A 19,094-nucleotide genomic window follows, 5' to 3' on the forward strand; every position below is an offset into this window, starting at 1 on the left:
TACCCCCCTATCCTACCGAAGCACGGCCAGGGTCGCGGCGACGCCCGCCGCCGCCGACAGCATGGACAGCAGCGCATAGCGCCAGCCGCCGCCGATCCGCACCACCTCGATCTGCTTGAGCGGCGGCGCGGGCGGCTCCCCCCCGGGGGCGGGGTAGCGCGCCTCGATCCGGCGGACCAGTTCGGGCAGGCGGGCCAGCGTCCGCACATCCTCGATCAGGCGATCGGCGATCTTGGCCTCGGGGCCCAGTTCGGTGCGCAGCCATTCGCGGACGAACGGCGCGGCCGAGTCCCACAGGTTGATATCGGGGTCCAGGCTTGTCGCCACGCCTTCCACCATCACCATCGTCTTTTGCAGCAGCAGCAGATGCGGCTGGGTCACCATGTCGAAGTCGCGGGTGATCGAGAACAACCCGTCCAGCATCATGCCGATCGACATGTCCTTGACCGGCAGGCCGCGCATCGGCTCGCCCACCGCGCGCAGGGCTGTCGCGAACTCGGCGACATTGTGATGCGGGGGCACATAGCCCGCCTCGAAGTGAATCTCGGCGACGCGCTTATAATTGCCGGTGATCAGGCCATAGAGGATCTCGGCCAGCCACACCCGCGCGCGCCGGTCGATCCGGCCCATGATGCCGAAATCGATCGCGGCGATCTTGTTGCCGGGCAGCGCGAAGAGATTGCCCTGATGCATGTCGGCGTGGAAGAATCCTTCCGCGATCGCCTGTCGCAGGAAGGCGCGGACCAGCGTTTGCGCGAGGTGCGGCAGGTCGTACCCCGCCTCGACCAGCGCCTGGCGGTTGGACAGCTTGATGCCGTCGATCCACTCGACCGTCAGCACCTTGGCGGTGGAGCGCGCCCAGTCGATCTGCGGCACCATGAAATCGGGCTCGGCGGTCATCGCCTCGGCGAGTTCGGAGGCACTGGCGGCTTCACGCCGGAAGTTCAACTCACGCAAGGTCCAGCGGCGGAAATTCTCGACCGTCAGGCGCGGGCGAAGCCGCGCGGCCTCCGGGCTCATCCCCTCGACCTGGGCAGCGGCCCATTGATAGGTATCGATGGCGCGTGCGAAGTCGTCCTCGACGCCGGGGCGCAGCACCTTGACCGCGACCGTGCGGCCATCGGTCGTCACCGCGCGGTGCACCTGGGCGATCGAGGCGGCGCCGACCGGCACCTCCTCGATCGAGGTGAAGAAGTGCGACGGCGGACGGCCCATGCTCGCCTCCATCGCGGCGCAGATCGTCGCGAAGGGGACGGGCGGTAGCTGGTCCTGAAGCCGCAGCAGATCGTGCGCGGCGTCGTCGCCGACCAGATCGGGGCGGGTGGCGAGCGTCTGGCCCAGCTTGATCGCCGCCGGGCCGATCGCCTGGAACGCATCGGCATAGGCGGGCTTGGCGGGGACGCGCGCGCCGAACCGGGCAATCCGCGCCAGCCGCCGCACGGGGGCGGGGGTGTTGGGATCGCGCTCGATCCCCTTGAGCGCGCCATGCCGCGCCAGCGTCCGCCCCCATTTGAGCAGACGCCACAGATGCACCACCGGCTGGGTCATAGCACGAATCTCACAGGGCGAATCCGCCCGGGCGTCCTCGCATCAAATCTTCCAGCCCGAATGAATCGCGACCAGGCCGCCCATGATCGGCTCGACCTTGGTTTCGATGAAACCGGCCTCGCGGATCATCTTCTCGAAGGTCGGCATGTCGGGGAAGCGGCGGATCGATTCGATCAGATAGCGATAGCTGTCCGCATCGCCCGCCAGCATCTGGCCCAGCTTGGGCACCAGCTTGTGCGAATAGGCGTCGTACACCTCGGAGAAGCCCGGCCAGACGGTGGTCGAGAATTCCAGGCAGAAGAACCGCCCGCCCCGCCGCAGCACGCGATGCGCTTCCCGCAGAGCCGCCGGGATATCGGTGACGTTCCGAATGCCGAACGCGATCGTATAGGCGTCGAAGAACCTGTCGGGGAAGGTCAGGACTTCGGCATTCGCCTCGGTCCAGACCAGGCCGTCGATGCCGCGTTCCTGCGCGCGCTTCATGCCGACTTCCAGCATCGCCGGATTGATGTCGGCGACCGTGATGCTGGCGCCCGATTCGGCCAGGCGGAAGGCGATGTCGCCGGTGCCGCCCGCCATGTCGAGGATCTGGTCCGACGCGCGCGGCTTCACCCGGCGGACGAAGCGATCCTTCCACAGCCGGTGCATACCGCCCGACATGGCGTCGTTCATCAGATCATATTTGGAGGCGACGTTGGTGAAGACGCCGCCGACACGGGCGGCCTTTTCGTCGCGGGGCACATCTTCATAGCCGAAGGACACGGTATCGCTCATGGGATTGCCCTAGCCCGGCCTTGCTGGCGGGGCAAACGCTACCTAGCTGTTTGGCCGACGAAAGCAGAGAGACGATGCCCGAACTTCCCGAGGTCGAAACAACGGTCCGTGGCCTGACCCCGGTGCTGGCGGGCGAGCGGCTGACGCTGGTGGAGCCGCGCCGCGCCGACCTGCGCCGCCCCTTTCCCGGCGACCTGCGCCAGCGGATGATCGGGGCGACCGTCACCTCGCTGGGCCGCCGCGCGAAGTACGGCCTGATCGACACCGATCGCGGCGACACCATGGTCTTTCATCTTGGCATGTCGGGGCGCTGGCGGATCGATCCGGGCGAGCCGCTGGCGCATGACCATCTCCTCTTGGAGACGGGGACGGGGCGGCGGCTGGCGCTGAACGATCCTCGTCGATTCGGCTTTGTCGATCTGTGGCCGACGGCGGAACTGGCCAGCTATCCGCCTTTCCTGGCCATGGGGCCCGAGCCTTTGGGGCCGGACTTCACCGCCGATTATCTGGCTGGTGTGTTGGAGGGGCGGGCCGCGCCGATCAAGGCGATGCTGCTCGATCAGCGGATCGTCGCGGGACTCGGCAATATCTATGTGTGCGAAGCGCTGCATATGGCGAGGATCACGCCGGGGCGTGCGGGCGGGCAGATTTCGCGGGCGCGACTCGGCCGACTGGTCGAGTCGATCCGCGCGGTGCTTCAGGCCGCGATCCTGGCGGGCGGATCGTCCTTGCGTGATTATGTGCGACCCGATGGCGAACTGGGCTATTTCTCCAAGGAGTGGCGGGTCTATGGCCGTGAGGGCGAGGCGTGCGAATGCGGCGCGATCGTGCGGCGGCGAAGCGATTCGGGGCGCTCCACTTTCTGGTGCGCGACCTGCCAGCGCAGTTGACGGGCGGCGCACCAACCGGTAAGGGGCGCGACTTCAAAGCCGGTGCGTCGCGCCGCTATCCCTTTTGATCGAGATTTAGAGGTTTTCATGGCGAACACGCCGCAGGCCAAAAAGCGTATCCGTCGCAACGAGCGTCGCGCCGTCATCAACGGCAACCGCGTCAGCCGCATCCGTACCTTCGTGAAGAAGGTCGAGGCCGCGCTGGCCGCTGGCGACAAGGAAACCGCGACGGTCGCTCTGGCCGCGGCGCAGCCGGAAATGGCCCGCGGTGTCGCCAAGGGCGTGCTGCACAAGAACACGGTCGCGCGGAAATTCTCGCGCCTGACCAAGCGCATCGCCGCGCTGGCCTAAAAGCCTCTCGGTTCCGCGATGAATGAAACCCGCCGGGGGCGGTCCCCCGGCGGGTTTTTTCGTGCGCGCAAGACAGGCGTTAACGGCTTTTTCGGACTCGATCCGGCGGAACCATCCGTCGTTTCGCGCAACCCCAGCTTTATCCGCGATTCGAGTGATTCGGTCTTTTCGAATGATTCGGGTCGATCGGTTAATATCGTGTAATATCAACAGGTTATGAGATAATTGGACGGGATTCTGCGGGCTTTTGCCTGTCAATCCGGTTTATTTCAGATTTATGGCCGGACATGGTCTTGATCGGACCCCGCCATCGCTCATAATCGGTATCCCAGCAGCGGTGCTTCGTGCCCGCGTCATGGAAATAGCAAAGTGGCATAACCGGGCCGGATCCGTTTGATTCGCCCATCGGGTTTGTGTCGCCGATCGATACGATCATTGTCCGCGCGAATGCGGTCGGTATAGGTGGAGCATAAGGGTGACGAATTGGCAGGCCACGCGACCGACGACCGACCAGGCCCGTGCCTGGGCGCGCGTCCGCGCGAACCTGCGCGAATCGGCCGGAGCCCGCCTGTTCGACCAGTGGCTGAAGCCGATGGAACTGATCGAGGGTGACGAGCCCGACACGGTCCGTCTGGCGCTCCCCTCGGCCTTTGCGACCAATTGGGTGCGCAGCCATTATGCGGACCGCTTGCATCTGGAATTCAAGGCGGTGCTGCCCGAGGTGCGCGCCGTGGTCATCGAGACCCGTGCACCCAGCAAGGTCGCTCGCCTGACCACCGAGACGCTGGAGGCCGCCCCGCTGCGCGTCGTCGCGCGCAACGAAGAGCCCCAGCCGCAAGCCCCTCAGGATGACGAGCAGCCTTCGTTGTTCGGCGAGCCTGTAGCGCGCAAGCGGCCCGCCCCCGTCGCGGTCGAAGCACCAGTGGCGCGTCCGGCTCACCGCAGCGTCGCCAAGGTCGCCAGCCCGGTCGCGGCGGCACCCGCCCCGCCGCTGCGCGTGCCCAGCGACCGGCCACCGCTCGACCCGCGCCTGACCTTCGATCGATTCGTGGTCGATTCGTCGAACCGCGTCGCCTTCAATGCCGCCCTGTCGCTGGCCGAGCCGGGGCCGCCGCGCTTCAGCCCGCTCTTCCTCCATGGCGGTACGGGGCAGGGCAAGACCCATTTGATGCACGCCATCGCCCATGCCTTTCTCGAGTCGCATCCCGATGCGGTCGTGCTGTGCATGTCGGCCGAGCGGTTCATGTTCGATTTCGTCGCCGCGATGCGCGCGCGCGATACGCACAGCTTCAAGTCGCGGCTGCGCTCCGCCGACCTCCTGCTGATCGACGATCTTCAGTTCATCGCGGGCAAGGATTCGACGCAGGAAGAATTCTTCCATACCGTCAACGAACTGGTCGGCGCGGGCAAGCGGCTGGTCATTTCGGCCGATCGCTCGCCCCAGTCGCTCGACGGGGTGGAGCCGCGGATCATCGGTCGCCTGGGGGCGGGGCTGGTTGCCGATATCAAGGCGCCCGACCTGACGCTGCGTCGCACGATCCTCAACCGCAAGGTCGCCGACCTGCCCGAGATCCACGTTCCGACCGACGTGCTCGACCTGCTGGCCTCGCGGATTCGCGGCAATATCCGCGAGCTGGAAGGCGCGTTGAACCGGGTGGTCGCCTATGCGCAGTTGACCGGCGACAAGATCGACATGGAATTTGCCGTCGCCACGCTGGGCGAGGTGCTGCGGGGGGCGCAGCGTCGGATCACCATCGATGAAATCCAGAAGCTGGTGAGCCGCCATTTCGAACTAAAGCCGCTCGATCTGGTGTCGGCCCGCCGCGCCCGCGCCATCGCCCGCCCGCGCCAGATCGCCATGTATCTGGCCAAGCGCCTGACCACCCGTTCACTCCCTGAGATCGGGCGCAAGTTCGGCGGGCGTGATCACTCGACCGTCATCTATGCCGTGCGCAAGATCGAGGAACTGCGCGATACCGACCGCGATATCGACAATGCCGTGCGGGTGTTGATGAAGGAATTGGAGGGCTGACGCCCTTTGGGACGGGTTGGGGCGTGGGCTTCGACTTCGCTCAGCCTGAACGGGGTTTGGGCCATGACCCCATTATCCCCAGCCGTTCAGCCTGAGCGAAGTCGAAGCCAAGGGAAAACCTCGCCCGGTTCGGCCAGCGCCGTTTCGCCCCCCTGGGCGGGTCCGCCTGCTATAGTCCGTGCGGCCCTTGCGGGGGGCGGTCCCGGTCGAAAATGCCCATGATGCCACGCCAGGGCGTCCGAGCGTAAGGGGGCGGGATGATTCAGTCCTGGCTTGCCAGCCAACCGCCGATTGCCGCCCCGGAGGCGTCTACTTCGCGTGGCCTTCGACTTCGCTCAGGCCGAACGGGGTTCGGTATGCGACCCATCTCGCTGGCACCGGGCCACATAATCCGTTCAGCCTGAGCCAAGTCGAAGGCCACGCGATTCCCGACCCACACCGGCCCCGCCGCTTGTTCGTCTGCGACAGGGCCGGAGCGCATCAGATTTGCAGGCCCATGGTCCGTTGCACGTCGAGCAGCATCGGCGCGGCCAAATCGCGGGCCTTCTCCGCACCGCGTTCCAGGATACGGCCCACCTCGCCGCGATCGTCGAGCAACCGGGTCAGCCGCTCGCGGATCGGGCCGAGCGTCGCCACCGCCAGATCGGCCAGTTCGGGCTTGAACGCGCCGAAGCCCTTGCCCGCGAACTGCGCCAGCACGTCGGCCGGTTCGCGGTCCGCCATGGCGGCATAGATGGTGATCAGATTGCGCGCCTCGGCCCGGCCTTCCAGCCCGTCCATCGTCTCGGGGAGTACGTCGGGGTCGGTCTTCGCCTTGCGGAACTTCTCGGCGATCTGGTCGTCGCTGTCGATCAGCTTGACCAGCGACATCTCCGACGGGTTCGACTTGGACATTTTCGACGCGCCGTCGCGCAAGGACATGATGCGCGGGGCCGCCTTGCTGATCAGCGGCTCGGGCAGGGTGAAGACCTCGCGCGCATAGTCGTTGTTGAACTTGGTCGCGATGTCGCGCGCCAGTTCCAGATGCTGTTTCTGGTCCTCGCCCACCGGCACGTGCGTGGCGTTGTAGAGCAGCACGTCGGCCGCCATCAGCACCGGATAGTCGTACAGGCCGACGCTTGCGCCCTCGCGATTCTTGCCCGCCTTGTCCTTGAACTGGGTCATGCGGTTCAGCCAGCCGACCCGCGCCACATTGTTCAGCAACCAGCCCAGCTCGCTATGCTGCGGTACGCGGGTCTGGTTGAACAGGATCGAGCGTTCGGGGTCGATGCCCGCCGCGATCAGCGTCGCGGTCATCTCGATGGTGTTCGCGGCCATGTCGGCGGGCGCGATCCATTCGGTCAGGCCGTGCAGGTCGGCGATGAAGTACATCGTCTCGCCGCCCTTGGCCTGGATGTCGTCCTGCATCGCGACCCACTGCTTCACGGCGCCCAGATAATTGCCGAGATGAAGGTTGCCCGTGGGCTTGATGCCGGAAACGACGCGCATGATGGTCCTCAACTGTTGCGGCGAACGAGCCGCTTGATATCCGTGACCCGGAAGGCCCCGGTCGCGAAGGTCGCCACCGCATAGACGAGCATCCCCGTCGCGACCAGTAGGACGAGCGCGCCCCAGCGCTCGATATTGGTGCCGGTGACATAGGGCTGGAACCGCGTATTGAGCAGCGCCATCGCCCCGCCCATCAGGATGGCGGCGAGCAGCATCCGCCAGCTTCGCCGCCGCAACTGCGCATCGGCAACGAAATGCCCGCGCCGGGCCAGCGTGCGATAGAGCAGCACGACATTGACCGTCGAGGCGATCGCGGTGGCGAGCGGCGGGCCCATATGGCCCAGCCACCAGATGAAGATCAGGTTCAGCACCAGATTGACCAGCATCGACCAGGTCGCATAGCGCACCGGCGTCCGCGTATCGGCCCGCGCATAATAGCCGGGCGTCAGCACCTTCACGAGAATATAGCTGGGCAGTCCGATCGAGAAGGCGGCCAGCGCCTGCGCGGTGTAATAGCTGTTGGTCGCGGTGAACTTGCCATGCTCGAACAGCGCGGCGACGATCGGCTGGCCGCAGACGATCAGGGCGACCGTGGCGGGCAGGGTGAGCAGCAGCGCCAGTTCCATGCCCCGGTTCTGCGTCTCCATCGCCTCCACCTCGCGACCCGCACCCAACAGGCGGGAAATGGTCGGGAGGAGCACGGTGCCGAGACCGATGCCGATCAGACCCAATGGCAATTGGTTCAGCCGGTCGGCGGCATAGATATAGGAGACCGATCCGGCGGGCAGGAAACGCGCGGCCAGCGCGGTCGAGATGACGAGGTTGATCTGCACCGCGCCCGCGCCAGCGGCGGCGGGGAGGATCAGCTTCATCAGCCGCTTCACGTCATCGTTGATGACCGGCCAGCGGAGCTTCAGCCGCACACCGGCGCGGCGGCAGGCCCACCACAGCCAGACGAATTGCAGCAGTCCGGCCACCGACACCGCGATCGCCTGGTTCCGTGCGGTCGCCATCGGGTCGTGCGTGTGGAAGAACAGGAGGGCGACGATCAGCGTCAGGTTGAGCAGGATCGGCGCCGCCGCATTGACCCAGAAACGATTCAGCGAATTGAGGATGCCGCCCAGCAGCGACACCAGGCTGATGAACAGCAGATAGGGGAAGGTCAGCCGGTTGAGCAGCACGATATAGTCGAACTGCGCCGCGCTGCCCTTGCCATAGCCGAAGGTCTGGACCCAGGTGACCGGCCAGGCCGCGACCTCGACGATCGCGGTCATCACGATCAGGACCGGCAAGAGGACCGATAGCGCGTGTTCGGCAAAGGCCAGCCCCTGCGCCAGCCCGGAGCCTTCCGACACCTTGTCACCTTCCGCCACCTTGCGGTTGAACATCGGGATGAAGGCGGCGGAGAAGGCTCCTTCCGCGAACAGCGCGCGGAACATGTTGGGCAGGCGGAACGCGATCTGGAACGCATCGGAGGCGAAATTCGCGCCCACGAAGCGGAAGAACAGCGAATCGCGAACCAGACCAAGCACCCGGCTGGCCAGAGTCAGCCCGCCGACCGAGCCCAGCGCCTTGGTCAGGTTCATCGATCAGTCCGGGTCAGGCGTGGCCGGTTTCCGGGGTATTGGGCTGGGCGGTGCCCGCCTGCGCCTCGGCCTGTTGCAGATAAAGCTGCGCGAAGTCGATCGGCTCCAGCATCAGCGGCGGGAAGCCGCCGTCACGCACCGCATCGGCCAGCACGCGGCGGGCGAAGGGGAAGAGCAGGCGCGGTGCTTCGCCCAGCATAAAGGGCTGGATCTGGTCGGCGGGCACGTTGCGGAAACCGAACAGGCCCGCATAGCTGAGGTCGACGATGAAGGCGGTCTTGCCCTCGGACTCGGCGCGAACCTCGATCTTCAGGACCAGTTCGTGGACTTCCTCGCCCACCTGGCTGGCGGCGATGTTGAACTGCACGTCGATGCCAGGGGCAGTCTGCGCCTGATAGATACCCGGTGCGTTCGGATTCTCGAACGACAGGTCCTTCACATATTGCGAGATCAGACCGGCGGCGGGGCCGGCATCCTCACCGTCTGCGGTCGGCGCTTCGAAGCCTTGCGGCAAACCCTGTTCGTCCATCGTCAATACCTTCTTGCGTGTAGGTCAAGGGGGATAGGGAACCGAAAGGGCGGGTTCGCGCGTTCGGCCCAATGGCCGTTGCGCGTAGCAGCGGGCAGGCACGGATTCAACCTTGCCCTCTTCCGTCGGGAGCGCGGGTTTTCATTGTCGGCCCGTGCGCCTATATCGGTCGTGATAGTGAAAGGCGCTTGTGTTGTTATTCTACGTCGTTCTTCTCGCGATGGTCGCGCTCTTCCTCGCACTGAGGCTGTACAGTGTGCTGGGCAAGCGCACGGGTCACGAACAGCAGCCGCTGGCGCGCAGTGCCGACGACCGCCCGCTGCCGGTGACTCTTCCGCGCGCCGCCGAGCCGGTGCAGGGAACGACGCCGGTGGTGAACCGCAACATCGACCCGCGTGCCGAACAGGGCCTTCGCTCGGTCATCTCGGGCGAGCCGGGTTTCGACGTGACCCAGTTTCTGGGCGGTGCACAGGCGGCGTATCGCATGACGCTGGAAGCCTTTTGGCAGGGCGATGAGAACGCGCTGGCCGATCTGGTCGAACCGGACGTGCTCGCCGCCTTTTCCGAGGCCATCGAACAGCGGCGCGAGGCCGGGCAAACGCTCGACAACCGCCTGATCCGTATCGACAGCGCCAAGATCGTCGACGCGCAGGTCGAGGGGCGTCAGGCGCGGATCACCGTCCGCTTCGACGCCGATATCGCCGCCATCACCCGCGATGCCGAGGGTAACGTCATCGCCGGTTCGCTGAGCGATGCGGTCGAGACGCATGACGTCTGGACCTTCGCCCGCACGCTGAAGAGCGGCGACCCGAACTGGAAGCTTGTCGACACCGACGAAGCCTGACGCGGTTACGGGGGGATAGGGGGCCTTGAAAGGGTTTCGCGTCGCGACGATCGTCGCGCTTTCGATCGGCGTTTCGGCCTGTGCCGGACGGATCGTGCCGCCCGGCGTGTCCGGTGACTATCCGTCCCGCGCGCCGCACCAGCCATCCCCCCGTCCGGTGCCTCGCCCGCAGACCGGCGGCTCGGCGGTGCAGCCGAACGGCCCCAGCGTGTCGCGCGTGCCCTCGGGCCCGGTACGTATCCTGCCGTCCACGCCGTTGCCCGCGACCCCGGTCGTCGCCGTGCCGGGCGCGGCCAATGCGGCGCAGGCGGGACTGATCGCCGGACCGGCGGTCGCCAGCCTGCCGATGACCGAACCCCAGGCGGAGGCGGCGCGGGCGGCGTTCCTGCTGTCCTGCCCCGGCCTGATGCGACGCACCGACACCAGCGGCCTGACGCAGGGGGCCGACTGGCAACCCGCCTGCCAGGCCGCCGCCAACGTGCCGAACGGCGGAGCACGGGACTTTTTCGCGCGTTATTTCGAGGCGGTGCAGGTCGGCGACGGACGTTCGCTCGCCACCGGCTATTACGAGCCCGAAATCGCCGGATCGCGGGATCGCCGGTCCGGTTACGACGTGCCGATCTATGCGCGCCCGCGCGACCTGATCGATGTCGATCTCGGCGCCTTCTCGACCGATCTGAAGGGCAAGAAGGTTCGCGGCAAGGTGCAGGGGACGAACCTCGTCCCCTATGACGACCGTACCGCGATCGAGCAAGGCTCGCTGGAGGGCCGTGCGCCCGTGCTGGCTTGGGGGGCGGACCCGATCGAGGTGTTCTTCCTCCAGATCCAGGGCTCCGGGCGGTTGCGTCAGCCCGATGGCACGATCATGCGGATCGGTTATGACAGCCAGAATGGCCGAGATTACACCGGCATCGGCGCGCTGATGAAGGCGCGTGGGTTGCTGGGGCCGGGCCAGACCTCGATGCAGGGGATCGTGCAATGGCTGCACGACCATCCCGAAGAGGGGCGCGCGATCATGCGCGAGAATAAAAGCTTCGTGTTCTTTCGCGAGCTGAACGGCGCGCCGCAGGGGGCGATGGGCTATGCCGTGACGGGGCAGGTCAGCGCGGCGGCGGACCCGAAGTTCGTACCGCTGGGTGCGCCCGTCTTCCTGTCGATGGACCGGCAGGACGTGACCGGCCTGTGGGTGGTTCAGGACACGGGCGGGGCGATCAAGGGTTCCAACCGCTTCGACACCTTCTGGGGTGCGGGTGAGACGGCGCGGGCCGTGGCGGGCGGCATGTCGGCGCGGGGCACGGCGTTCCTGCTGCTGCCGGTCGGCACGCTGGCACGGGCCGGCTTGCCCAGCCAGAACGGGACGCTCGGTGCGCCCCCTCAACCCTGACGAAGCGCAACTCTGGGCGCGGGTGATGGAGACGGTGCGGCCCTTGCGCGCCGCCGTCGTCCCCGCCCGCCCCGCAGCCCCGCCGCCCACCATGGAGGCGGTGTTCCACGAAACGCCGGGCGCGCCGAAGGTGCGGGTCAAGGGCCGGGTGCCACCGTTGCGCCAGCCCGCGCCGCCGTCGCCTGCGCCGAAAAAGGGACCGGGCGAAACGCTCGACGGCGGCTGGGACAAGCGCCTGTCGCGGGGTAGCGTGATGCCCGACAGTTCGCTCGACCTGCACGGCCATACGCTGGCCTCTGCCCATGCGATGCTCGACCAGGGGCTGGGGCGGGCGATTTCGCGCGGGGACCGGGTGCTGCTGCTCGTGACCGGCAAGCCGCCGCGTCCCGAAAGCGAGCGGCCCCATGCGCGCGGCGCGATCCGTGCGGCGATCAGCGACTGGCTGGGCGCGTCGCGCCATGCCGACTCGATCGCGGCGATCCGAAACGCCCATCCGCGCCATGGCGGGCAGGGCGCGCTCTATATCGTGTTCAGGCGCCCGCGCGAGCGATGACGCCCGCATAAATGCGGGTCAGGGCGTAAAGATCGTCGACCGCCACCGCCTCGTCCACCTTGTGCATCGTGGCGTTGAGCAGGCCGAACTCGACCGTCGGGCACAACTTCGACAGGAAGCGCGCGTCCGATGTGCCGCCGGTGGTCGACAATTCGGGTTCGATCCCCGTCTCGGCCCGGATCGCGATGGCGATCATGGCGGAGAATGCGCCCGGCTGGGTCAGGAACGCCTCGCCCGAGATGCGGCCCGTCACCTGCGCGGCGGGGGCATGGGCGCGTGCGATGGCGGTGATCCGCTCGATCAGCGCCTGGCCACTCTGTTCGTCGTTGAAGCGGATCGACAGCCGCGCCTGCGCCGATCCCGGAATGACGTTGTGGGCCGGATTGCCGACATGCAGGTCGGTGATCTCGATATTGGACGGCTGGAACCAGGCATTGCCGGTGTCGAGCGTCATCCCCTCGATCTCGGCCAGGATCGCGACCAGCGGGGTGATCGGATTGTCGGCCAGGTGCGGATAGGCGACATGGCCCTGCCGCCCCGGCACGGTGATCCAGATATTGACCGAGCCGCGCCGCCCGATCTTCATCATATCGCCCAGCCGGTGCGCGGAGGTCGGCTCGCCGACCAGGCACAGGTCGGGGGCGATACGCCGCTCCGCCATCCGGTCGATCAGCGCGCGGGTGCCGTAGATGGCCGGGCCTTCCTCATCCCCTGTGATGATCAGCGACAGGGGGATGCCGGGAGCGGGGGAGATTGCCGCGACGAAGGCGGCGACCGCGCCCTTCATGTCCACCGCGCCGCGCCCGAAGAGCAGGCCGTTCCGCACTTCGCCCGAAAAGGGCGACCCCTGCCAGCCTTCCCCGGCGGGCACGACATCGACATGCCCGGCAAAGGCCAGATGCGGCCCCGCGCCGGGCCGGGTGGCGAGCATATTCTCCACCGGGCCATCGGGCGCCTCGCCGATGGTGAAGCGATCGACCGTAAAGCCCAGCGGCAGCAGCGCCCCCTCCAGCACGTCGAACACGGCTCCGCGCGCGGGCGTGACGCTGTCGGCGCGGATCAGGGACTGGGCGAGTTGCAGCACGTCGGTCATGCCGGGGGCATAGGCAGCGGCGCGGCGAACGGCAATTCCCTGTCGATGACGATCGTCACGTGGGACGGACCTCCGGCGCTCCGGCATCGTTGTCCGTCTTTGGTAACAGGAGTGACGCGATGAACGACCCGGATCACAACCCGGATCAAAAGGGGCATAAGGCGGGCGGACGGCTGGCGCTATGGCTGGTCATCGCGGTCGGGATCGCGGCGATCCTGCTCTATGTCTTCGCCTCGCGCGTCGCCGAACCCGCGACGGAGCAGCGCGCGCCGTTGAACGAGGTGCCGCCGACGGCGCAATGATGTCGGGCCACGCCCCACCGCTCGATCGGAAGGCGGCCGTGCCTAGGCTACCGGCTGTTCGAACCGTTCGATCACCCATTCCTCTTCCTGTGCGGCGGCGATCCAGTCCTGCATGAAGGGATGGCGGAGCACCGCGTCCATATAGGGCAGGGCGAAGCGCGCGACGGGAAGCTGATAGGTCACGATCCGGGTGATGACCGGCGCGAACATGATGTCGACCGCGCCGAACGCGCCGAATAGAAAATCGCCCCCGCCCCCGAAGCGCGCCCGAGCCTGGGCCCATAGCTCCATGATCCGCTTGAGATCGACGACCACATCCTCGTCCGGGGTCTGGGCGGGATAGACCTGACGGATGTTCATGCTGTGCTTGCGACGCAGCGCGACGAAGCTGGAATGCATCTCCGCCGCCATCGACCGGGCCATGGCGCGGGCGGCATCGTCCTCCGGCCAGAAGCGGTCGCGACCCACCTTGTCGGCCAGATAGTCGATGATCGCCAGGCTGTCCCACACCACCGCCTCGCCGTCCCACAGGATCGGCACCTTGCCGGAGGAGGGGGCGAACTCGGCCCCTTCGCGGCGCTTGTCCCAATCCTCGTCATAGAGCGGCACGACCACCTCCTCGAAGGGCAAGCCCGACTGTCGACAGGCGAGCCAGCCGCGCAGCGACCAGGAGGAATAGGCCTTGTTACCGATGATCAGCTTCATGGGACCAAGGGGTAACGAGCCCGAACCCGCGCCGCAACCGCACAAAAAAGGCCCGTTCGAGGGAACCGAACGGGCCTTCCTGATCCGGTGGCGAGGACGGCGATCAGCCGATGGCTTCCAGCACTGCCGCGCGGAGTTCGGGAATGCCCATGCCGCCCTCGCTGGAGGTGGCCAGGATGTCGGGGTGCGCGGCGGCACGCTTGCGCGCCTCCGCCTGGGTCCGCTCGACCACGGCGGCGAGTTCGGTCGCCTTCACCTTGTCCGCCTTGGTCAGCACGATGCGATAGCTGACCGCCGCACGGTCCAGCATCTCCAATATCTCGCGATCCACTTCCTTGATGCCGTGGCGCGAATCGATCAGCACCAGCGCGCGCTTCAACGCCTGCCGTCCGCGCAGGAAGTCGTTCACGAGAAAGCGCCACTGCTTGACCATGTCCTTGGGCGCCTTGGCGAAACCATAGCCCGGCATGTCGACCAGCCGCAGCACGGGGGGCGTGCCGACGTCGAAGAAGTTCAACTCCTGCGTTCGTCCCGGCGTGTTCGAGGTGCGGGCCAGACCGTTGCGGTTGGTCATCGCATTGAGCAGCGACGACTTGCCGACGTTCGACCGCCCCGCCACCGCGACTTCCGGCACGATCGGGTCAGGCAGGAATTTCAGCGCGGGCGCGGACTTCAGGAAGGTGACCGGTCCGGCGAACAGCTTGCGCGCCGACTCGACCAGTTCCTCCGAAAAGCCGGTCGGTTCCTCGGAGGGGGCAGGGGGGGGGAGGTCGCTCACTTGGCCACCGGCTGTTTCAGGCCCGGATGTCGGGCGTAGAGCAAGCGCTGTTGCAGGATCGAGATGCAGTTGGTCGTGATCCAGTAGACCTGAAGGCCGACCGCGAACGGCGCCATCACGAACATCAGCACCCAGGGCAGGATCGCGAAGACCTGCTTCTGCGCATCGTCCATCGGCTGCGGGTTCATCTTGAACTGGAAGTACATCGAGATGCCCAGCAGGATCGGCACCACGCCGATCGCGATGAAGTGCGGCGGCACGAAGGGCAGCAGGCCGAACAGGTTGACCGGGGTCAGCGGATCGGGTGCGGACAGGTCCTTGATCCACAGCACGAAGCCCTGGTGCCGCATTTCGATCGTCAGCATCAGCACCTTGTAGAGCGCATAGAAGATCGGAATCTGAATCAGGGTCGGCAGACAGCCCGCCAGCGGATTGACCTTCTCCTGCTTGTAGAGGGCCATGACCTCCTGCTGCATACGGACCTTGTCGTCCTTGTAGCGTTCCTGGAGCGCCTTCATCTTGGGCTGCACCGCGCGCATCGCCGCCATCGAGGCGAACTGGCGTTGCGCGATCGGGAACATCAGCGCGCGAATGGTGACGGTCAGCAGGATGATCGCGACGCCGAAATTGCCGACCAGACGGAACAGCCAGTCGAGATAATAGAAGATCGGCTTTTCGAGGACCCGCAGATAGCCCCAGTCGAGTGCGTAATCGAGCTTCGTCGCGCCTTCCTTGTCAGTATAGCGGTCGAGCAGCGCGACTTCCTTGGCACCCGCGAAGAAGCGGGTGGTCTGGGTGATTTGCTTGCCCGGCGCCAGCGTCTGCGGCTGGAGCGTATAGTCGGCCTGATAGGTCTGGCCCGCACCGGCACGGAACTGGCCGTCGAACGCCTTGGCCTGATCGGGGATCAGCGTCGCCAGCCAATATTTGTCGGTAAAGCCCAGCCAGCCGCCGGTGGTGGTGAAGCGGGTCGGGGCCTTGTCCAGATCCTTCCAGTTCGGGCCGTAATTGGCCGAACCGTTATTGACCGACATCGGGCCGACATGGATCGTCCAGGTGTCGGGATCGGCGGAAATGCCGCGATTGACGTAACCATAGGCCGCAACCGGCACGGGCGCATTACCGCCATTGGCCACCGTCTGCTGGACGGTGAACATATAGTCCTTGTCCACCGACAGGGTGATGCGGAACTGCTGGCCCGTGGCGTTGGCGGCGGACAGCGTGACCGGCTGACCGGGGCGCAGTACCGGCGCGCTGGGGGTCCAGACGGCATCGGCGGCGGGCGGGTTCAGCCCGTCGGTGCGCCAGCCGAAACCGGCGAAATAGGCACCCTCCGCGCCGCCCGGCGACAACAGGCGGATCGGGGGCGAATCCTTCGCCACCGTTTCCTTATAGTCGAGCAGGACGAGGTCATCGATCCGTGCGCCCTTCAGGTTGATCGAGCCCTTCAGGCGGGGCGTCTCGATCGCCACGCGCGGGGTTTCGGCCAGCACCACGCGGCGATCGCGAATCGCGCTGGGCGTCGTCGCGGTCGGGTTGGCGGTGGAATTGGCCACGGCCACCTGCTTGCCGCCCTCGATCCTGGTCGCGGGCGGGTTGCTCGGGAAGAACTTGTTCTGGATGAGCGGCCATCCGAACAGGATCAGCGCCGCGATCACCGCGAACACGACGAAATTCTTGCGGTCTTGGTTCACGTCGAAACCCCAGTTGTGTCAGGGTGCCGGGTCGGGTCCGTGCCCGCCCCAGGGATGGCACCGCGCAATGCGCTTGAGCGCCAACCAGCCCCCTTTGACCGCGCCATAGCGGCCAATGGCCTGTATTGCATAGGCCGAACAGGAGGGCTGATAGCGACAAGTGGGCGGCAGGATCAGCGAGGGGCCGAGTTGCCAGCCCCGCGCGATGAGGATCAAGGCCCGCGCGAACAGGGTCACGCGGGCTCTTGAGTCGGGGTGGCGGGCTGGCGATGCGCGCCGCCACGGGGGCCGCGCCCCTTGCCGCGACCATGGTGGACGCGCGGTTCGCGCGGTCGCTGGTCGGTGGCGGTTTCAGGATTCGCGGCGCGTGTCAGGGCCTTGGCCAGTTCGGCGGTGAGCGCGGCATAATCGCGCTCGATCCCGCCTTGCCGCCCGATCAGGACATGATCCGCACCGGCAACGCCCTTGACCGGCAGAAGATCGCGCGCGAGCGCCCGCAACCGGCGTTTCATCCGGTTGCGAACGACCGCGTTGCCGATCTTCTTGGTGACGGTGAAGCCGACGCGAATCGTCGCTTCACCGTCGTCACGCGGGCGCACCTGCAGCACGAAGCCGGGCATCGCCACGCGTCGCCCGCCATTGGCCGCGAGGAAATCGCGGCGGCGGGTCAGCGTCGTGATTACGCCGACAGCTTCTTGCGACCGCGCGCGCGACGCGCCCGGATCACCGCACGGCCGCCGGGCGTCGCCATCCGCGCACGGAAGCCGTGACGGCGAGCGCGCACCAGATTGCTCGGCTGAAAGGTCCGCTTCATCGTTCATTCCTTGGATACGTCTGAATAAAAACGGCCGCCACGAGGACGGCCTTGGTGGCAAGCCGCTTACGCAAAGCCGGGTTCCAAGTCAATCCGCTGTCGGCATCGCATCGAGGCCCGTCTCCCTCTTGCGGGCGGCGATCAACCTTTGCAGGGAGAGTGTGCGGGCAGGGGAGCGCTCGTGCAAGGGGGGCGGTACATGGCGACCATCGTGTCCACGGTGGCCTATCTGGGTCTGGAGGCGCGCGCCGTCGAGGTGCAGGTCCAGTTGATCGCGGGGTTGCCCGCCTTCAACCTGGTCGGCCTGGCCGACAAAGCGGTGGGCGAGAGCCGCGAGCGGGTGCGCGCCGCGATCGCCGCCATGGGGCTTGCCCTGCCGCCCAAACGGATCGCGGTGAACCTGTCGCCCGCCGACCTGCCCAAGGAAGGATCGCATTTCGACCTGCCCATCGCGCTTGCGTTGCTGGCCGCGATGGGGGTGATCGACGCCGAACTGCTCGCCGATCATGTCGTGGTGGGGGAGTTGGCGCTGGACGGGCGGATCGGCCCATCGCCGGGCGTGCTTCTGGCGGCGATCCATGCGGGCTCGGTCGACAAGCGGCTGATCTGCCCCGCCGCGCAAGGGGCGGAGGCGAGTTGGGCCGGGGGCGGTTCGGTGGTCGCCGCGCCCGACCTGTTGTCGCTCATCAACCATCTGAAAGGCCATAGCGTGTTGCCGCTGCCCGAAGGCGGCACGGTGGAGGACGGTGCGCCCGGCCCCGATCTGTCCCAGGTCAAGGGTCAGGAAAATGCCCGCCGCGCGCTGGAGATCGCGGCGGCGGGCGGCCACAACCTGCTGATGAGCGGACCGCCCGGATCGGGCAAGTCGCTGATGGCCGCCTGTCTGCCCGGCATCCTGCCGCCGCTGGACGCGGCCGAAGCGCTGGAAGTGTCGATGGTCCAGTCGGTGGCGGGCACGCTGGCCGGCGGGCGGCTGACCCGGACACGACCTTTCCGTGCGCCGCATCATTCCGCATCCATGGCGGCGCTGACCGGCGGCGGTCTGAAGGCGCGACCGGGTGAAGTGAGCCTCGCGCATCTGGGCGTGTTGTTCCTCGACGAACTTCCCGAGTTTCAACGCGCCGTGCTCGATTCGCTCCGCCAGCCGCTGGAGACGGGAACGGTCAGCATCGCACGCGCCAACGCCCATGTGACCTTCCCGGCGCGGGTGCAACTGGTCGCGGCGATGAACCCGTGCCGCTGCGGCCATCTGGGCGACGCGGCGCTGGCATGCGCGCGCGCGCCGCGTTGTGCCGCCGATTATCAGGCGAAGATCTCGGGGCCGCTGCTCGACCGAATCGATTTGTCGGTCGAGGTCCAGCCGGTGCGCGCCGTCGATCTCTTCCAACCCTCCGCCGCTGAATCGTCGGAGATGGTCGCTCGGCGCGTGGCGGCGGCCCGTGCGCTCCAGACCGAGCGGTATCGCGACGCGGCTGTCACGGTCCGTACCAATGCGGAGGCGGACGGTGCGCTCCTCGAACGCTGGGCCATGCCGGACGAAGCGGGGCGCACGCTGCTGGCCGAGGCGGCGGAGCGGATGCGCCTGACCGCGCGCGGCTATACCCGCGTGATGCGGGTCGCCCGGACCATCGCCGACCTCGCGGGCACGGAGCGGGTGGGGCGCATCCATGTCGCCGAAGCGCTCAGCTATCGCCAGCGCCCTCCGACCAATTGACGCGCGCGGTCGCGG

Annotated in this window: 20 protein-coding genes; 8 read left to right on the forward strand and 12 right to left on the reverse strand. The window is 67.0% G+C overall.

The genetic code is table 11. The annotated features are described in order from the left end of the window. Positions 1–12: 12 nt before the first annotated feature. Together ubiB and SM191_RS06230 are read right to left on the reverse strand one after the other, a co-directional pair. Positions 13–1,548 carry a 2-polyprenylphenol 6-hydroxylase gene (gene ubiB, locus SM191_RS06225; RefSeq protein ID WP_341505415.1) on the reverse strand — a complete coding sequence of 512 codons (1,536 nt, stop codon included), beginning with the start codon at positions 1,546–1,548 and terminating at the stop codon, positions 13–15. A 42-nt stretch (positions 1,549–1,590) separates the two neighbouring features. Further along, entirely contained in the window at positions 1,591–2,322 is a 732-nt protein-coding gene (locus SM191_RS06230) for a class I SAM-dependent methyltransferase (protein ID WP_341505416.1), read from the reverse strand. Positions 2,323–2,396: 74 nt separating this feature from the next. Here SM191_RS06230 and mutM point away from each other — a divergent pair, with 74 nt between their 5' ends. The 3 genes from mutM to dnaA all read left to right on the forward strand — a co-directional run bounded on the left by mutM (position 2,397) and on the right by dnaA (position 5,595). Continuing rightward, positions 2,397–3,212 (forward strand): bifunctional DNA-formamidopyrimidine glycosylase/DNA-(apurinic or apyrimidinic site) lyase, encoded by an 816-nt coding sequence (mutM, locus tag SM191_RS06235; RefSeq protein ID WP_307001933.1) that lies wholly within the window; start codon positions 2,397–2,399, stop codon positions 3,210–3,212. Positions 3,213–3,299: 87 nt separating this feature from the next. Beyond that, entirely contained in the window at positions 3,300–3,563 is a 264-nt protein-coding gene (gene rpsT / locus SM191_RS06240; RefSeq protein WP_007404699.1) for a 30S ribosomal protein S20, read from the forward strand. A gap of 475 nt (positions 3,564–4,038) precedes the next feature. Continuing rightward, complete coding sequence (gene dnaA, locus SM191_RS06245) at positions 4,039–5,595, forward strand: chromosomal replication initiator protein DnaA (protein ID WP_341505417.1); 1,557 nt, start codon at positions 4,039–4,041, stop codon at positions 5,593–5,595. A 480-nt stretch (positions 5,596–6,075) separates the two neighbouring features. Here dnaA and trpS read toward each other — a convergent pair whose 3' ends face one another. The 3 genes from trpS to secB are packed head-to-tail and all read right to left on the reverse strand — an operon-like array spanning position 6,076 to position 9,198. Next, on the reverse strand, positions 6,076–7,083 hold the full coding sequence (gene trpS / locus SM191_RS06250) for a tryptophan--tRNA ligase (protein ID WP_341505418.1): 1,008 nt from the start codon (positions 7,081–7,083) through the stop codon (positions 6,076–6,078). Between the two features lie 8 nt (positions 7,084–7,091). Continuing rightward, the gene (gene murJ / locus SM191_RS06255) at positions 7,092–8,669 is read right to left on the reverse strand and encodes a murein biosynthesis integral membrane protein MurJ (RefSeq protein WP_341505419.1); all 1,578 of its coding nucleotides are present in this window, start codon (positions 8,667–8,669) and stop codon (positions 7,092–7,094) included. Between the two features lie 13 nt (positions 8,670–8,682). Beyond that, positions 8,683–9,198: a protein-export chaperone SecB gene (gene secB, locus SM191_RS06260; protein ID WP_341505420.1), complete on the reverse strand. Its 516-nt coding sequence runs from the start codon at positions 9,196–9,198 to the stop codon at positions 8,683–8,685. 220 nt (positions 9,199–9,418) lie between these two features. On the opposite strand from secB, the gene SM191_RS06265 reads away from it, so the two are divergent. From SM191_RS06265 to SM191_RS06275, 3 genes are read left to right on the forward strand one after another with little or no spacing between them, the layout of a single operon-like run. Continuing rightward, positions 9,419–10,042, forward strand: a complete 624-nt coding sequence (locus SM191_RS06265; protein WP_445949821.1) for a Tim44/TimA family putative adaptor protein — start codon at positions 9,419–9,421, stop codon at positions 10,040–10,042. Between the two features lie 25 nt (positions 10,043–10,067). Next, the gene (locus SM191_RS06270) at positions 10,068–11,426 is read left to right on the forward strand and encodes a murein transglycosylase A (protein ID WP_341505421.1); all 1,359 of its coding nucleotides are present in this window, start codon (positions 10,068–10,070) and stop codon (positions 11,424–11,426) included. Positions 11,427–11,451: 25 nt separating this feature from the next. Continuing rightward, positions 11,452–11,979 carry a Smr/MutS family protein gene (locus SM191_RS06275; protein ID WP_341505469.1) on the forward strand — a complete coding sequence of 176 codons (528 nt, stop codon included), beginning with the start codon at positions 11,452–11,454 and terminating at the stop codon, positions 11,977–11,979. Here the strand turns inward: SM191_RS06275 and dapE are convergent. Next, on the reverse strand, positions 11,957–13,072 hold the full coding sequence (gene dapE / locus SM191_RS06280) for a succinyl-diaminopimelate desuccinylase (RefSeq protein ID WP_341505470.1): 1,116 nt from the start codon (positions 13,070–13,072) through the stop codon (positions 11,957–11,959). The two genes, SM191_RS06275 and dapE, sit on opposite strands and share 23 nt — an antisense overlap. A 119-nt stretch (positions 13,073–13,191) precedes the next feature. Between dapE and SM191_RS06285 the strand changes: the two genes are divergently transcribed. After that, entirely contained in the window at positions 13,192–13,374 is a 183-nt protein-coding gene (locus SM191_RS06285; RefSeq protein ID WP_341505422.1) for a hypothetical protein, read from the forward strand. A 42-nt stretch (positions 13,375–13,416) separates the two neighbouring features. On the opposite strand, the gene SM191_RS06290 is transcribed toward SM191_RS06285, so the two are convergent. The 6 genes from SM191_RS06290 to rpmH form a co-directional block, all read right to left on the reverse strand. After that, positions 13,417–14,079 carry a glutathione S-transferase gene (locus SM191_RS06290; protein WP_307001923.1) on the reverse strand — a complete coding sequence of 221 codons (663 nt, stop codon included), beginning with the start codon at positions 14,077–14,079 and terminating at the stop codon, positions 13,417–13,419. Positions 14,080–14,182: 103 nt separating this feature from the next. Next, complete coding sequence (gene yihA / locus SM191_RS06295) at positions 14,183–14,857, reverse strand: ribosome biogenesis GTP-binding protein YihA/YsxC (RefSeq protein ID WP_341505423.1); 675 nt, start codon at positions 14,855–14,857, stop codon at positions 14,183–14,185. After that, positions 14,854–16,551: a membrane protein insertase YidC gene (gene yidC / locus SM191_RS06300; protein WP_341505424.1), complete on the reverse strand. Its 1,698-nt coding sequence runs from the start codon at positions 16,549–16,551 to the stop codon at positions 14,854–14,856. Before yidC ends, yihA begins: the two co-directional genes overlap by 4 nt. Before the next feature lie 18 nt (positions 16,552–16,569). Then, positions 16,570–16,782, reverse strand: coding sequence for a membrane protein insertion efficiency factor YidD (gene yidD, locus SM191_RS06305; RefSeq protein WP_341505471.1), 213 nt, complete (start codon positions 16,780–16,782; stop codon positions 16,570–16,572). 2 nt (positions 16,783–16,784) lie between these two features. Next, positions 16,785–17,171: a ribonuclease P protein component gene (gene rnpA / locus SM191_RS06310; protein WP_445949822.1), complete on the reverse strand. Its 387-nt coding sequence runs from the start codon at positions 17,169–17,171 to the stop codon at positions 16,785–16,787. Positions 17,172–17,230: 59 nt separating this feature from the next. Next, positions 17,231–17,365, reverse strand: a complete 135-nt coding sequence (gene rpmH / locus SM191_RS06315; protein WP_007404632.1) for a 50S ribosomal protein L34 — start codon at positions 17,363–17,365, stop codon at positions 17,231–17,233. Positions 17,366–17,564: 199 nt separating this feature from the next. Here rpmH and SM191_RS06320 point away from each other — a divergent pair, with 199 nt between their 5' ends. Beyond that, positions 17,565–19,079 (forward strand): YifB family Mg chelatase-like AAA ATPase, encoded by a 1,515-nt coding sequence (locus SM191_RS06320; protein WP_341505425.1) that lies wholly within the window; start codon positions 17,565–17,567, stop codon positions 19,077–19,079. Positions 19,080–19,094 lie beyond the last annotated feature (15 nt).

Source organism: Sphingomonas sp. 2378 (genome assembly GCF_038084995.1).
GTDB lineage: Bacteria > Pseudomonadota > Alphaproteobacteria > Sphingomonadales > Sphingomonadaceae > Sphingomonas.

What these genes read in the sequence shown, in the direction of transcription:
- ubiB (WP_341505415.1), bottom strand. Translation starts at nt 1,548, where the DNA reads ATGACCCAGCCGGTGGTGCATCTGTGGCGTCTGCTCAAATGGGGGCGG.
- SM191_RS06230 (WP_341505416.1), bottom strand. Translation starts at nt 2,322, where the DNA reads ATGAGCGATACCGTGTCCTTCGGCTATGAAGATGTGCCCCGCGACGAA.
- mutM (WP_307001933.1), top strand. Translation starts at nt 2,397, where the DNA reads ATGCCCGAACTTCCCGAGGTCGAAACAACGGTCCGTGGCCTGACCCCG.
- rpsT (WP_007404699.1), top strand. Translation starts at nt 3,300, where the DNA reads ATGGCGAACACGCCGCAGGCCAAAAAGCGTATCCGTCGCAACGAGCGT.
- trpS (WP_341505418.1), bottom strand. Translation starts at nt 7,083, where the DNA reads ATGCGCGTCGTTTCCGGCATCAAGCCCACGGGCAACCTTCATCTCGGC.
- murJ (WP_341505419.1), bottom strand. Translation starts at nt 8,669, where the DNA reads ATGAACCTGACCAAGGCGCTGGGCTCGGTCGGCGGGCTGACTCTGGCC.
- secB (WP_341505420.1), bottom strand. Translation starts at nt 9,198, where the DNA reads ATGGACGAACAGGGTTTGCCGCAAGGCTTCGAAGCGCCGACCGCAGAC.
- SM191_RS06265 (WP_445949821.1), top strand. Translation starts at nt 9,419, where the DNA reads ATGGTCGCGCTCTTCCTCGCACTGAGGCTGTACAGTGTGCTGGGCAAG.
- SM191_RS06275 (WP_341505469.1), top strand. Translation starts at nt 11,452, where the DNA reads ATGGAGACGGTGCGGCCCTTGCGCGCCGCCGTCGTCCCCGCCCGCCCC.
- dapE (WP_341505470.1), bottom strand. Translation starts at nt 13,072, where the DNA reads ATGACCGACGTGCTGCAACTCGCCCAGTCCCTGATCCGCGCCGACAGC.
- SM191_RS06285 (WP_341505422.1), top strand. Translation starts at nt 13,192, where the DNA reads ATGAACGACCCGGATCACAACCCGGATCAAAAGGGGCATAAGGCGGGC.
- SM191_RS06290 (WP_307001923.1), bottom strand. Translation starts at nt 14,079, where the DNA reads ATGAAGCTGATCATCGGTAACAAGGCCTATTCCTCCTGGTCGCTGCGC.
- rnpA (WP_445949822.1), bottom strand. Translation starts at nt 17,171, where the DNA reads ATGCCCGGCTTCGTGCTGCAGGTGCGCCCGCGTGACGACGGTGAAGCG.
- rpmH (WP_007404632.1), bottom strand. Translation starts at nt 17,365, where the DNA reads ATGAAGCGGACCTTTCAGCCGAGCAATCTGGTGCGCGCTCGCCGTCAC.
- SM191_RS06320 (WP_341505425.1), top strand. Translation starts at nt 17,565, where the DNA reads ATGGCGACCATCGTGTCCACGGTGGCCTATCTGGGTCTGGAGGCGCGC.